The sequence below is a fragment of the Deinococcus malanensis genome, from assembly GCF_014647655.1.
GTDB lineage: Bacteria > Deinococcota > Deinococci > Deinococcales > Deinococcaceae > Deinococcus > Deinococcus malanensis.
The window spans coordinates 63658-76720 of record NZ_BMPP01000002.1 but is presented as its reverse complement, the minus strand read 5'-3'; the positions used below and the strand labels follow the sequence as shown (position 1 = coordinate 76720).

General features: G+C 66.5%; 12 protein-coding genes. 1 reads left to right on the top strand and 11 read right to left on the bottom strand.

The genetic code is table 11. From position 1 onward, the window contains the following. The 7 genes from IEY49_RS02785 to lysS form a co-directional block, all read right to left on the bottom strand. The gene (locus tag IEY49_RS02785; RefSeq protein WP_189004364.1) at positions 1–1341 is read right to left on the bottom strand and encodes an SPOR domain-containing protein; all 1341 of its coding nucleotides are present in this window, start codon (positions 1339–1341) and stop codon (positions 1–3) included. Beyond that, positions 1338–2945, bottom strand: a complete 1608-nt coding sequence (locus IEY49_RS02780) for a tetratricopeptide repeat protein (protein ID WP_229780596.1) — start codon at positions 2943–2945, stop codon at positions 1338–1340. The genes IEY49_RS02785 and IEY49_RS02780 overlap by 4 nt, the downstream gene beginning before the upstream one ends. Before the next feature lie 129 nt (positions 2946–3074). Further along, the gene (rlmN, locus tag IEY49_RS02775) at positions 3075–4106 is read right to left on the bottom strand and encodes a dual-specificity RNA methyltransferase RlmN (RefSeq protein WP_189004361.1); all 1032 of its coding nucleotides are present in this window, start codon (positions 4104–4106) and stop codon (positions 3075–3077) included. A gap of 89 nt (positions 4107–4195) precedes the next feature. After that, on the bottom strand, positions 4196–5395 hold the full coding sequence (locus tag IEY49_RS02770; RefSeq protein WP_189004359.1) for a benzoate/H(+) symporter BenE family transporter: 1200 nt from the start codon (positions 5393–5395) through the stop codon (positions 4196–4198). Beyond that, a complete protein-coding gene (locus tag IEY49_RS02765; RefSeq protein WP_189004357.1) occupies positions 5392–6213 on the bottom strand; it encodes a PhzF family phenazine biosynthesis protein in 822 nt (273 codons plus the stop codon). Before IEY49_RS02765 ends, IEY49_RS02770 begins: the two co-directional genes overlap by 4 nt. Positions 6214–6231: 18 nt before the next feature. Continuing rightward, entirely contained in the window at positions 6232–6402 is a 171-nt protein-coding gene (locus IEY49_RS21325; protein WP_229780595.1) for a hypothetical protein, read from the bottom strand. Positions 6403–6692: 290 nt separating this feature from the next. Next, the gene (gene lysS, locus IEY49_RS02755; RefSeq protein ID WP_189004353.1) at positions 6693–7859 is read right to left on the bottom strand and encodes a homocitrate synthase; all 1167 of its coding nucleotides are present in this window, start codon (positions 7857–7859) and stop codon (positions 6693–6695) included. A gap of 159 nt (positions 7860–8018) precedes the next feature. Here lysS and IEY49_RS02750 point away from each other — a divergent pair, with 159 nt between their 5' ends. Then, positions 8019–9422 carry an MATE family efflux transporter gene (locus tag IEY49_RS02750; RefSeq protein WP_189004352.1) on the top strand — a complete coding sequence of 468 codons (1404 nt, stop codon included), beginning with the start codon at positions 8019–8021 and terminating at the stop codon, positions 9420–9422. Positions 9423–9955: 533 nt separating this feature from the next. On the opposite strand, the gene IEY49_RS02745 is transcribed toward IEY49_RS02750, so the two are convergent. The 4 genes from IEY49_RS02745 to sat form a co-directional block, all read right to left on the bottom strand. Further along, entirely contained in the window at positions 9956–10726 is a 771-nt protein-coding gene (locus IEY49_RS02745; RefSeq protein ID WP_189004350.1) for an ABC transporter ATP-binding protein, read from the bottom strand. Then, positions 10723–11556, bottom strand: a complete 834-nt coding sequence (locus IEY49_RS02740) for an ABC transporter permease (protein ID WP_229780594.1) — start codon at positions 11554–11556, stop codon at positions 10723–10725. Before IEY49_RS02740 ends, IEY49_RS02745 begins: the two co-directional genes overlap by 4 nt. 4 nt (positions 11557–11560) lie before the next feature. Beyond that, positions 11561–11764 (bottom strand): hypothetical protein, encoded by a 204-nt coding sequence (locus tag IEY49_RS02735; RefSeq protein WP_189004348.1) that lies wholly within the window; start codon positions 11762–11764, stop codon positions 11561–11563. A gap of 94 nt (positions 11765–11858) precedes the next feature. Beyond that, positions 11859–13028, bottom strand: a complete 1170-nt coding sequence (sat, locus tag IEY49_RS02730) for a sulfate adenylyltransferase (RefSeq protein ID WP_189004346.1) — start codon at positions 13026–13028, stop codon at positions 11859–11861. Positions 13029–13063: the final 35 nt, after the last annotated feature.

The window sequence follows — 13063 nt, the reverse complement described above, 5'->3', positions numbered from 1 at the left end:
TCAACGGACCCGGAACGAGTCGTGACCAGCAGAGCTGAGTTTCGACTCGGCGTCGGTCAGGGCCGTGCCACTGAAGGGACCGACCAGCACCGTGACCTTGCGGCCCTCCGGTGCGTTGACGCTGGGCATGAAACCCTGGCTACGCAGCTGCTCCACCAGGGTCTGGGCGCTCTCGACCCGGTCAAAGGCGCCAACCTGCAGGTAGGTGGGGCGGCTGGCTGCCGGGGCCGATGCGGTCTCGGATGTGGTGGGTACCGGCAGAGGAGGAGCCGGAGCGGCCTCGGGAGAGGCGGGCACTGGCAGAGGAGGGGCCGGTGTGGCTGCCGCAGCTCTGCTGGCTGGTACGGGAGCGGGCGTCCGAACGGCCGGAGCCTGAGCTGCGGGCGCCTGAGCCGCTGGTGTCTGTGTGGTGGATGCGGGTGTAGGGGTCTGAGCTGCTGGAGCCGTCTCTCCGGTCAGGCTGACGCCGCGCGGCGGATACAGCACGGCACTCGGAAAGGCGCGCCGGATATCAGCGAGGGCCCGGCGAGCGGTCGCCTCGTCGGCGTAGGGGCCGACCTGGGCCACGAACTGGCCGCCCAGATCTATCGGGTGCACGGTATAGCCCAGTCCGCTGACGCCGGCCGTCTGGGTACGCACCGTCTGTTCGGTGGCAAAGCTGCCCAGGCTGATGCGGTAGTCACTGCGCAGGGGGGTACGCTGCTCCGTCGCTGGTACGGCATTCGGTACAGCCGGTGCTGCTGCGTTCGGCGCGGCTGGAGTGATGGTGGTGGTGCCTGCCGCACTGTTGTCAGTCGGTAAGGACACAGGGGGCGTGACCGGCGCCGCCGGAGTTTCGGGCAAGGTGGTCGCGCTGGGCACCTCACTCTTTTCTGGCTCAGTGGGCACGGGTGTTGGCTTCAGAGGCGCCGCAGCCACCGGGTCCGTGTTGGGCTTAGTCTCAGTGGCCACGGGTGCGGCGGGCGCAGGTGCCGAGTTGCCTGAGGCCGAGGGGGCTGGCACTTCAGTCGTGGACGCCCCTCCTGGCGCTGTCTCAGACTCCTCCCCGGCAGATGCTGGCTGGGTCGGGAGTGTCGCCGCTTCGGTGGGCTCGCTGGGAGGCGTGACCGTGACGCCTTCAGTGCCAGGAGCAGCCGGGATCTCGGCTTCGGCAGCCGGGGCAGTGACGGTGGATTCTGTTTCGTTCGACGCAGTAACCGTTGAGGAGGGGCCGTCGTCACGCAACAGCAGTGCGCCGAACCCACCCAGCAGCAGCAGGACCAGGACACCGATCATCAGATCAGGCCACCGGCGTGCCACTCCAGGGGAGGGGCGGCGTCCGGCCACGTTGGGGCCGCTCATTTCAGGGCCTCTCGGGCTTTGGAGTGGCCCAGATTGGACGCCGACTTGAACGACTGTCTGGATTCAGCAGTGCGCTGCTGAGAGCGCTGCGCCAGACCCAGCAGGTACCAGGCTTCGGCGTTGCGAGGTGACTCGGTGACCAGACCGCGTGCGATGGCTTCGGCCTCGGGGTAGCGGGCAGTGGCCAGCAGGGCAGAGGCGAGATTCTGGCGCGCAGTAATGGTGGGGTTGAGCTTGACACTCTCGGCCAGGGCGCTGGCAGCAGCCGCATAGTCTTTCTGGGCATAGGCACTGAGGCCCAGCCAGAGCGCCGCGTCGGCACTGGGCGCACGCCGCAGGCTGCTTTGCAGGGCGGTGCGGGCCTGGGCGTACTGACGTTGCTGGTAGGCGCTGACGCCCTGCACGTACAGTGCGCGGGCCAGCGTGGCGGCGTCTGGAGAGAGGCGCAGCGCCTGGGCCGCGTCCCTGGCTGCCTGTGCAACCTGACCTAGTGACAGCCGGACGGCGGCCAGTCCCGTGCGGTAGGCCGCACTATCTGGAGCAAGTCTCACAGCACCCTGGTAGGCCGTCAGCGCTCCGGGCCGGTCGCCGCGCAGGGCGCGCAGTTCTCCCAGGCGGGCGAATGCCAGCGCATTGCGGGCATCCTCGCGCGTAGCGTCCTGGGCAGCCAATACAGCGCCACGGGTGTCGCCGCGGGCCGCCAGGATGTCGGATTTGCGCAGCAGCAGCTGGGCGCGGTCTCCGCCATTGGTCACACGCCCGGCAGCGGCGTCAAGTTCCCGCAGGGCGCGGTCGGGCAGTCCCTGGGTGACGTAAATATCAGCCAGCAGCAGGGCCGCGTCCACGCGTGCGGGAGCACGCTGCAGCAGAGCATAGACGCCGGGCAGCGCAGCTGTCCCCTGTCCGCTCAGGGTCCGCGCCTGTGCCAGACGGAACTGGGCATTCAGGTCACCGGGCTCCAGCGTGGTCACGCCTTCGAGTGTGGTGGTCAGGGCGGCGTAGTCGCGCCGGCGGGTCTGTTCGGTCGCCAGAGCTTCAAGCACCTGCCGCTGCGCAGCGGGCGGCGCCTGATCTTTCATCAGGCCCTGGGCTGCGGTGTACAGACGCAGGGCTTCTTCAAAGCGGCCCTGGCGGGTGGCGATGACTCCCAGGTTGTAGGGACCCTCGTAGCGGCCCGGGGCAAGCGCCTGAAACTGGGTGAACTCGAACGCGGCCCCCTTGTCGTCGTTCTGGGCCAGCAGGGTCAGGGCCAGCCCGAAATGCGCGTCAGGATGCGTGTAGTTCTGGGCAATCAGGCGCTCGAAAGCGCTGCGGGCCAGGGGATACTGCCCAGCCTGAAAGGCTGCCTGAGCCTGGGCCAGCAGAGTGCGCTGCGCGTCGGTCAGGGGAGTGATGGCCACAGCCGGCCGGGCCGCATCGGCCGGAGTTGCGGGCGCAGCAGCGGGAGCAGGCACCTTGGGCACGGTGGGCGAAACAGTGGGGGTCTGAAGCAGGGTGTTCTGAATGCTGGTGGTCGTTACGACCTCGACCAGGCCCTGTGCACTGGAAGGGGTCGTCAGGCCGAGAAGAAGGCCAAGCATAATTGTGCGTTTGGGGTGCGTCACGTCGAAGCCTCCTGAGATGCGGAAACGCCTGTAGGGTACCATTAATGCCTTTCCTAACCCTTACTCATATGGGCCGGCCGGACTGTGAAGTAGTGATCCACAATCCGGCCGATATTTCAGTAAGAAAGTTCAGGCTGCGCCGGTTACCGCACCCGGACGCCTCAGTGCCAGCTGTCCACAGGCGGCCCCGGCATCCTTACCGCGCGAGCGCCGCACGCTGACGTCCACCCCGCGCGCTTCCAGGGTGTCGTAGAAAGCCTGGATCTGGTCTTCGGTGCTGCTCTCGAAGCCGCTGCCGTCCCAGGGGTTCATGGGAATCAGGTTGACGTGGCTGACCAGACCCTGAAGCACATCTGCCAGCAGATCTGCCTGCCAGAGCTGGTCGTTGATGCCGCGCAGCATGGTGTATTCCAGAGTGATACGCCGCCCCGTGACTGCCTGATAGTCGCGCGCGGCCGCCATGATCTCGGCAATCGAATTGGCCGCCCCGGTCGGAATGATGCGCTGGCGGGTTTCCTCGTCAGGCGCGTGCAGGCTGATGGCCAGCTTGATGCCCAAATCGTCCTCGGTGGCCAGCTGCCGGATGCCTTTGGCGATGCCCACCGTGGACAGGGTCACGCGCCGCTTGCTCATGCCCAGCGCCAGAGGATGCAGCAGGATACGTGCGGCCTGCATGGTGTTGTCGTAGTTCAGCATGGCTTCGCCCATGCCCATGAACACCAGATTGCGGATTTCGCGCGGGCCGATGCCCTCGCCGCCAGCCACCGCCAGCACCTGCGCGACGATCTCGCCGGGGGTCAGGTTGCGGCCGAAACCCATGGCTCCTGTCGCACAGAAGGCGCAGCGGGCCGGGCAGCCCACCATCGTGGAGACGCAGATGGTCTTGCGGTCCAGGTAGGGCATGTACACCGCCTCCATCTGGCGGCCGTCGGCCAGGGTAAACAGGTATTTCACGCTGCCGTCTGTGCTGCGGACGGTTTCGATCTCGCGGAAAGGGTTGAGATGATAGTTCTGGGCCAGTTCGGTGCGGGCCTCGGCAGGCAGGTTGGTCATGGCATCGAAGGTGCCGACTCCCTGCACGAAAACCCACTCCAGCAGCTGGCGCCGCCGGAAGCCCTCCAGAGGATAGGCATCGGGGTGAAGGTCGAGAAGAAACTCCATGCCTGCCAGTCTACGCAGGGGCACTGGCAAGCGCAGGAAGCCGCGTTGCAAAGCGGATAGACCAGAGCAAAGGAAATGCCCGCTATGTCCTAGCGGAGAAGCCGGCGGCCAGTCCAGGCCAGTGCTCCACCGGCCAGCAGGCCCCATACCGCGCTGCCTATGCCGAGAAATGTGACGCCGCTGGCGGTGACCACCAGCGTCACAAAGGCCGCCTCGCGCCAGGACTCGTCATGCAGGGCCGTGCTGAGGCTGCTCAGGGCTGTCCCCACCAGCGAGAGGCCAGCCAGCGCCGCGATAACCGGTCCGGGAATGGCGCCCACCGCGCCCAGCACCCAGCCGGCTCCCAGTGCCAGCAGCACGTACAGGACACCCGCACTGATGCAGGCCACCCAGCGCCGCGCCGGGTCCGGGTGGGATTCATGACCGGCAGCGATGGCCGCCGTGATGGCTGCGAGGTTCGTGGTATGGGCCCCGAACGGTGCCGAAATGAGACTGGCCACCCCGGTCCAGGTGATGAGTGGCGAGACTGGTACCCGGCCGTATCCGCACTCACGCAGCACGGCCACTCCGGGCAACTGCTGTGAGGCCAGGGTCAGGATCGTGAGGGGCGCCGCCAGGGCCAGCATCGTTCCGGGCTCAAAACTCGGCTTCTGAAGCAGCAGTGCGCCGGGGCCACCTCCTGAGAGGCTGCCGACCTGTCCGGTTACGACGGAAAGCAGGGCGCCGGTAACCAGCACCGCCGGCACGGCCCAGCGGGGAAAGAACAGCCGCCCGGCGAGAAACACGGCAATCATCCCCGCGACCGGCACCGGGGCAGCCGGCAGGGCCTGAAAGGTCTTCAGGATAAAAGGCAGCAGGACGCCCGCCAGCAGGGCACCGGCCAGCGCCGGTGGAATACGTGACGTGACGGCCTGAAAGGCCCCGGTCACGCCCAGACCGATCATGACCAGTGCACTGAGAACGCTGGCGCCCAGCACCTCGGGAAAGGTCGCCTGACCACTGGCGGCGACGGCGGCAATGACAGCCAGCCCCGGGGTGGTCCAGGCCAGCAGCACCGGGGCACGGAACCGCCACGAGAGGGCCAGGGTCCCCAGCCCGATCGCCAGGTAACTGGAGGTCAGCCAGCTCGCGGTCTGCGTGGCATCAAGGGCAAAGTCCTGAGCCGCCGAGACCAGCAGGCCGATGCTGCTGGCCACACTGACGATCAGCGCCACCACGCCGGCCAGCACTGCCGAGAGCGAGGCGTCGCTTCGCAGCCCGGCCAGCCCCGCCCGGCTGACCGCCCTCAAGGACTGACCGGCGCGGCGCTCCCACCGACCCAGACGCCGCGCGCTCCGTCGGGGGCCGGGGTGAACTGGGCGGTCAGCCGGGCGGGAGATCCGGGCATCAGCTGGGCGCCGCGAATCACGTCGGCGTTGTCCGGCAGAAGCCCGGCCACGCTCAGGACTCCGGTCAGGCAGGCGAACATGTTGCTGCTGGCGGCGTCTTCCAGAAACCCTTTCAGTGGCCCGAAGGCCCGGAAGCTCACGTCGGCCCGGGCCATGCCGACATGGGCCGCGCCGCCCGTCGTGAAGAGCAGCAGACCGGACGTTCCGGTGGCCCGGTTCAGCTCGGCGATGGGCCGCTCGCCGGGGACGAAGCTGGTCAGTGTATCCAGATCCGGGAGTTGCACTGCCAGATTCGGCCGGCCGGCGGAGGTGACCCACACCGGACATAGGCCGAGTCCCAGTCCGCTGAGGTCTGCTTCGGCAGGTTGCACGCGTACGTCACCCTGCATCAGGAGCCACTCTCCGCCGCACAGTTGCGCGGCCTGCGTTTCTCCGGCCATCTGCACGTCCAGCGCATCGGGAACCCGGCTCTGCAACGCGGCGAGGGCGGCAATAGCGCCCGAGTCCGACGCCCCTTTTTCACGGGTGGGTGTGAACAGGCGCAGTGTGACCAGACTGGATTCCACGGCTTCCACGAAGGCCGTCAGTGGCGTGCCCGTGGCAGCGGCCTGCGTAGACGCCTCCTCTCCAGCGGCGGGTTGTACCGAGACCAGTTTGCCGCCCTGATCTCCAGGCGGCGCGAACACGCGGTATCGGGCAGGCAGCAGCGGCTCAGTCATGGGCGTTATTTCAGCACGTCAGGGGGACAGCGGGCCTGTTCTTGCCTGGAAGGCGTGAATATCCTGGAGGACCGATGCCGGCAACCCGGACCGGGTCAGGGCGCGCCCGGCCACCGCCTGAACCCACGCGAGGAGGTCGGGAGAATCCTCCCAGAACCCTTCCGTCAGGTGCACCACGCTGCTGAGCACGTCGCCGTCGTAAACGTTGCCGTCCTCCAGGGGATTTTTTCAAGCAGGGGCAGGACCAGAGGAACCAGAACCTCAGGGTTGAAGCGCTGGTGAAGCATGACGCGGCAGTCCTCCGGACCGAAATCCTGAAGGGGCGTCCATAACAGACGCTCGCAGCGGTCAACGAGTCCCGAGCGAAAGCTGCTTGTCTTCCCGTCTGGCGGACTGGGGCGGGGCAGCCGGTAAAATTTTGCCAGCGACCGACGAGGACCGGGAGACGCACTGTCTCGGCGAGGTTCCAAGACTTTGCCTTACGCGCTGACCCACTCACGCAGCACTTGTTCCAGGTGCTCGTCGTCCAGCTCATTGTGCTCGGCCAGGGCCTTGATGTGATCGGTGACGCGGCGCAGGGCGTCCTCACCGTAGTGCAGCCCCAGTTCTCGGGCCTTGTAGGCGATGGCATGTTTGCCGGTTACCTTGCTGGCGGCCTGGATACGCCGGCCTACGCCGAACACACCGGGTGGAATGGCCTCGTAGGCGCCGGGGTTGAGGTAGATGGCCTTGAGGTGCATGCCCGCTTTGTGGTTGTAGGCGAAATCGCCGGTCAGGTAGTTGTTCCAGGGGATCGGCAAGTCCACCATGCGGGCGACCATGCGGTCAAGTTCCGGTAGCAGTTCCAGGTCGTACTTGTCGATCAGGCCCATCGGGTCGAAGGTGAACATGCGGGCCAGGAAGCCCCCCAGCGGCGTGATGCCATTGCGCTCACCGATGCCCAGAATGGTCGTGTCGATGTGCGTGGCCCCGGCCTCGACAGCCTCGTAGGCGTTGCTGACCGCGCAGCCGGTGTCGTTGTGGCCGTGAAACTCGATGCCGCATTCAGCGTGAATGACCTTGCGCACCTCGCGGACCAGCGTGTAGACCTGCCTCGGTGTGGCCACGCCCACCGTGTCGGCCAGCCCCACACGGTGTACCCCCATGTCCGACACGGCCCGGTAGACCGCCATCAGGTCGGTTTCCTCGCTGCGGAAGGTGTCCTCGGCGGAAAAGCGGATCTCCAGGTCCGGGTGGTTGTCCTTGATCCAGCCGATCACGCTCTGGGCGCTGTCAATGATCTGCGCAATGCTCTTGCCATGCGAGAACTCACGCAGAAACGAACTGGTCCCGAACAACAGGTCCAGGCCGTGCACGCCGGTATCTACCGCGCGCTGAACGTCTTCCATGTGACAGCGCACATGGGTCAGAAAACGCGCTTTCAGTCCCAGCCCGGTCAGCAGCCGGATATCTGACAGGGTCTGGGCGCTGACCATCGGCGTGGTGACTTCAATGAACTCCACACCAAAGGCGTCCAGGGCGCGGGCAATCTCGACCTTGTCGTCCGTTTTGAAGTTGCCGCGAGCGAACTGCTCCCCCTCCCGCAGAGTGGAATCAATGATGGCCCAGGAATGGGCGGGAATCAGCGGGGCAGGGGAGTCTGTCATATCAACCTCTGCCGGGCATTCTCGTGCCTGACTTGATGAATGTCAATCAAAGTGCATAAAATCCTTTCATTTGATATTCGGCGATCTGGAGGCGCTGTGTATGCCGGTGCGCCATTTGGCTGACAGGGGTCGTGCGGTGATGGTGTACCGTGGCGCGGTATGACTGCCGCGCCCACCTCATCCCCCCTTTCTGAATCGATCCAGTCCCCGGCGCGTGAAATCAGCTCCATTGCCGTGCCAGTCAGTCTGGAAATGGTCATTCAACTGGTGCTGACCTTCGTCAATCAGGTCATCGTCGGCACGCTGGGCGCTGTGGCGGTCGCCGCCGTCGGACTGACCGGCAGCCTCAGCTTCCTGTTTTTCATCACGCTGGGCGCCCTGGGCAGTGGAACCAGCATCCTGGTGGCGCGGCGCGCCGGAGCCAACGATCCTGCCGGAGTCAACCACACCCTGACCCTGGCCCTGGTGTTCAGCGCCGTGGTGGCCGGGGTGCTGACCGTACCGATCGTGCTGGGAGCGGGGGGCCTGCTGCGGCTTGCCGGCGGGGCTGCAGAGGTTACCGCGACGGCCACGCCCTATATGCAGGTGGGCATGCTGTCGTTCGTGCCAGGCATTCTGGGCTGGATTCTCAGCGGAGCGCTGCGTTCGCTGGGCCACGCCCGAACGCCGCTGATCGCCACAACCATTGCTGTGCTGGTCGAGGTCGTGGCGGCCTACGGGCTGGTGTTCGGGGTGGGCCCGCTGCCTGAACTGGGCGTCGTCGGGGCCGCCTGGGCGCTGGTGATCAGCAATGTCCTGAAGGTGACCTTGCTGGCCTATCAGGTGTATGGCCCGCGGCGGCTGGCCCGCCTGACGCTGCCCAGGCCGGGGACCCGGCGCGGCATCATCGGTCCACTGGTCAGCGTCTCGGCGCCTCTGGCCTTTACCGAGTTCGCCTGGAGCCTGGGAGGCTTTCTCTACGCGGCTGTTTTTGCGCGGGTGGGTACCCAGGCGCTGGCAGCCAGTCAGATCGTGGGCACACTGGAAGGCATCTTTATCGTCGGTTCCTTCGGCCTGATGAGCGCCGCCACCGTGCTGATCGGACGCAGCCTGGGTGCTGGGGACGCCCAGGGAGCCCGGACCTGGCTGAGGCGGATTACCCGTGCCGGGCTGGTGACCGGGGTGGGCTTCGGGGTGCTGTTCGGCCTGAGTGCGCTGGTGGTGCCGGGCCTGTTTCCCAAGGTCGGCGCCGAGGTGCACCACATTGCCCTGGTGGGCATCCTGCTGGGCGCGGTTATTCAGGTGGTTAAGGTGCGCAACATGATCGTGGGTGGCGGGGTGCTGCCCAGCGCAGGCGACGGCAAGGGCGTCATCATCGGCGATGTCGTGGGTGCATTTATCGTTGGTCTGCCGCTGGCGATCTGGCTCGGGCTGTACACGCCGCTGGGGGTATGGGGAGTGTTCCTGGCACGTGCCCTGGAGGAGCTGGCCAAGGTCTGCGTGTTCGAGTGGCGCCGCCGCCGCATCAACTGGGAAAAGCTTGCGCTGGAGCAGCGGGGCCGGGATCCTGCGCCCGCTCACTGAATCTCAGCTGTTTTGGAAGCTGCACTGCGGGTTTGAGTCAGCACTCTGGTTGACACGCTGGACCAATGTCAGCGTTTCAGGCAGCTTCTAACACTCGGTACCTTCTGGCCAGCTTTTCAGGAGGAAATAAGACGGGGCTGGACTCCCTCCGCCTGTGCCTCGCAAGTTCTGTGGCGGCCCAGACAGTGTCAGCGCCACCATAGGTGTTCCTCTCCTTTCTTCAGCCGAGGCGCCGTAAGGGCACCTTCGGCCAGCGGGTTGCCGCGGCCGACCGTGCAGGGGTAGTCAGGGATGCCCGAGAACGCACTTCTATCCTGCGAAAATCAACATCGGGCACGGGAAAGCCGGTAATCTGGAGGGTGCCCGCCTCTAACCCTTTGTGTCCAACGAGATGAGCATGGCCGCTACCCCGCCAATTGCCCCGCGGTAACGTGCAGACTGCCCAGGGCGGCGGCTCGCCGCCCTGTCCGCAAAAGTGCCGCGGACCTTTGCCCAGGGTCCGCGACGCTCCTTGCACTGACGAGGCCCGGTACTCAGGGGCTGAAGCTGGACTGCCCGTCCTCAAGCGCCTCGCGCAGCTGCTGCACGCTCAGCGACTTCGCCGGCGCGTCCAGGGCGATCTCGCCATTGCGCAGGGCGATGACGCGCCGGCCCAGGTGCAGTGCCTCGTCCAGGTGATGGGTCACGAACACCACCGTCAGTTTGTGGGCCCACCAGATGCCCAGCAGTTCGTCGGCCAGTCCGGTGCGGGTCTGTACATCCAGGGCACTGAACGGCTCGTCCAGCAGCAGCAGCCCCGGCCGGACAGCCAGCGCGCGGGCCAGGCTCACCCTCTGGCGCTGGCCACCACTGAGCTCGTGGACCCGGCGCTTTTCGTAGCCCTGCAAGCCCACCTGCCGCAACGCGTCAAGCACCCGCGTTTCCCGTTCCGGGCGCGGCACTCTGCGCAGTCCGAAACCCACATTGCCCGCCACGGTCAGCCAGGGAAACAGTGCGGCTTCCTGCTGGACCAGGGTGAGCCGGGGGTGGGGACCGGTCAGCGGAGCATCGGCGAGGCGGATCTGCCCACGCTGCGGGCGCAGAAAGCCGGCCAGCAGGCTCAGCAGCGTACTTTTCCCGCTGCCCGAGGGCCCGACCACACACAGGAACTCGCCGGGCTCGACGTGCAGGTCGATAGGGCCCAGACCGGCCTGCCCGCGCCCGTACCGGAAGGTCACGTTGTCGAGGGTCAGGCTGTCACCCTGGGTCCGGTGCTGTGCGGCCGCCTGACGGTCTGTGCGCGGCGTTTCCATCGTGGCCGTCATTGTGGCACCTCCAGGCCGTAGTCACGTCTGACGCGGGCCTCCACAGCGCGCAGCAGCGAATCAAACAGCCCACCAATGATGCCGATGATGATGATGGTGGAGAGCACCAGGGCCACGTTGGCGGTATTGCGTCCGACCTCCAGCTGTTCGCCCAGGCTCTTGGCCCCGGCGATCAGCAGTTCCCCCCCGACCAGCGCGCGCCACGCGAAGCTCCAGGCGGTACGCAGGCCGGTCAGCAGGTTGGGGACAGAGGCCGGCAGCAGCACGCGCAAGGTGAGCGCCGGGCCGCTGGCCCCCAGGGTCCGCCCGGCGATACGCAGGGCAGGCGGCACGTTGAGCAGCGCGCCGGACACGGCCAGTGCCACCGGAATAAAGCCCTCAAGAATCACCACGAACAGCACCGCGCGCTCGTTGAGCCCGAAAAACAGGATGGCGAACGGCACGAAGGCGATGCTGGGGATGCTCTGCAGACCGGTCAGGTAGGCACCGACCGTGGCCCGCAGCGGCAGCCACGCACCCATCAGCAGGCCCATCAGGCCGCCCAGCACCACCGCCACCAGATAGCCGGTAAGCACGCGCCGCAAACTGCCGGCGATTGCGGCCAGCAGTTTTCCGTCCTGCGGACCGGTTCCCCACAGGCCGTAACTGATCTCGGTCCAGACCGCTTTTGGCCCGGGAAACACGTAAGGGGGGTACAGCTTCAGTACGTCCGTGACCAGCCACCAGATGGCCAGAATCAGTGCCAGACCAGACAGCTGCCAGCTCAGCACCCGCCAGCGGGAGAGGCCGCGCGTCCCGGGACGGTTCAGCTCAGGGCTCAGGGTCGTCACTGCGTCACTTCCTCATAAACTGCGAGAGGTCCGGAACGCTGGGGGCATACCCGGTTTCCACGTTCTGGGCCAGCGCATGCGTCAGGTTCAGAAAGAATCCCAGGCGCACGGTTGTGGCCGGCTGCGCAGAGGTGTAGGGACTTAGGGGCAGCGGGCCGTTCAGGGTCAACAAGACCGCGGTACCGGAACTTCGGTGCAGCTTCTTCATCACGTCCTCCAGAGGGGGCGGGGGCAGCAAAGGAAAACCGGAACGGCTGGAAGAAGATCATCTTCCGCAGCCGTCCAGCGAGGAGCGTGAGGTTTTATCCCTGGGCCGTGTAGGCTGCGCGCAGCACCTCGGCCACCTCGGGCCGGGTAAATTCAGCCGGCAGGGTTTCGCCCGCACGCAGCTTCTCGCGGACCTTCGTGCCGCTCAGCACCAGATGATGGCTGGAGTCGTGGGGGCACGTGCGCGGGCTGACCAGTTGCCCGCACGACTGGCAATAGAAGGTGTGCTCGAATTTCAGGATCTGAACTCCAAGTTCCTGCGGCGTGTAGGCGCTGAAAATCTCCTGCGCGTCGTAGGTCCCGTAGTAGCTGCCCACTCCCGCGTGATCGCGCCCCACGATGAAGTGCGTCACGCCGTAGTTGCGCCTGGAGAGCGCGTGCAGGATCGCTTCACGCGGGCCGGCGTAGCGCATGGCGGCCGGGTACACGCTGAGCAGGGTGCGCTCCTGGGGATAATAGTTGTCGAGCAGCACCTCGTAGGCCTTGACGCGGGTATCGGCCGGCACGTCGTCGCCCTTGGTGGCGCCGACCAGCGGATGCAGCAGCAGACCGTCCACGAGTTCCAGCGCCACTTTCTGCAGGTACTCGTGGGCGCGGTGAATGGGGTTGCGGGTCTGGAAGGCCACCGTGCTGCGCCAGCCACGTGCCTCGATCACTTCACGGACCTCGGCGGGCGTGCGGTGATGGCGGGGGAACGCGCCGCGCGGGACCTCAAACAGCGCCACCGGACCGGCCAGGTTGACCTCACCCTGGGCCAGCAGCGCAGCCACGCCCGGGTGCGCAGGGTCCTCGGTGCGGTAGACCTCGCGGGCCTCCAGGCTCCTGCGCACCTCGAACTTCTCCTGAATGTCGATCCAGCCGACATCCTGACCGCCGTGGGTCAGCACCACGCGGCCACTCAGGGCGCCCGCTTCCTCGCGCGTGACCGGCAGCGTGATCGGAATGCTCCAGGGCGTGCCGTCAGCCAGCCGCATGCGCTCGATGATGCTGAGGTAGTCGGCCTCGCCCACGAAGCCGCGCAGCGGCGAGTAGGCGCCGGTGCCCAGCATCTCCAGGTCGGCGGCGCTGCGTTCGCTCAACGCCAGACGGGGCAGCTCACGCAGTTCGGCCGGATCGAAGTCATGGCCGGCGCGGCGCAGAGCGTTTACGAGGGTGCCTCCAAGCGGCGTGGGCAGGATTGCGGTTTCTGGAAGCAGGATCGTCATATCAGGAAAACCTCAAAAGAGTGGTCCGTTGGGAC

What these genes read in the sequence shown, in the direction of transcription:
- IEY49_RS02785 (WP_189004364.1), bottom strand. Translation starts at nt 1,341, where the DNA reads ATGAGCGGCCCCAACGTGGCCGGACGCCGCCCCTCCCCTGGAGTGGCA.
- rlmN (WP_189004361.1), bottom strand. Translation starts at nt 4,106, where the DNA reads ATGGAGTTTCTTCTCGACCTTCACCCCGATGCCTATCCTCTGGAGGGC.
- IEY49_RS02765 (WP_189004357.1), bottom strand. Translation starts at nt 6,213, where the DNA reads ATGACTGAGCCGCTGCTGCCTGCCCGATACCGCGTGTTCGCGCCGCCT.
- lysS (WP_189004353.1), bottom strand. Translation starts at nt 7,859, where the DNA reads ATGACAGACTCCCCTGCCCCGCTGATTCCCGCCCATTCCTGGGCCATC.
- IEY49_RS02750 (WP_189004352.1), top strand. Translation starts at nt 8,019, where the DNA reads ATGACTGCCGCGCCCACCTCATCCCCCCTTTCTGAATCGATCCAGTCC.
- IEY49_RS02745 (WP_189004350.1), bottom strand. Translation starts at nt 10,726, where the DNA reads ATGACGGCCACGATGGAAACGCCGCGCACAGACCGTCAGGCGGCCGCA.
- IEY49_RS02735 (WP_189004348.1), bottom strand. Translation starts at nt 11,764, where the DNA reads ATGAAGAAGCTGCACCGAAGTTCCGGTACCGCGGTCTTGTTGACCCTG.
- sat (WP_189004346.1), bottom strand. Translation starts at nt 13,028, where the DNA reads ATGACGATCCTGCTTCCAGAAACCGCAATCCTGCCCACGCCGCTTGGA.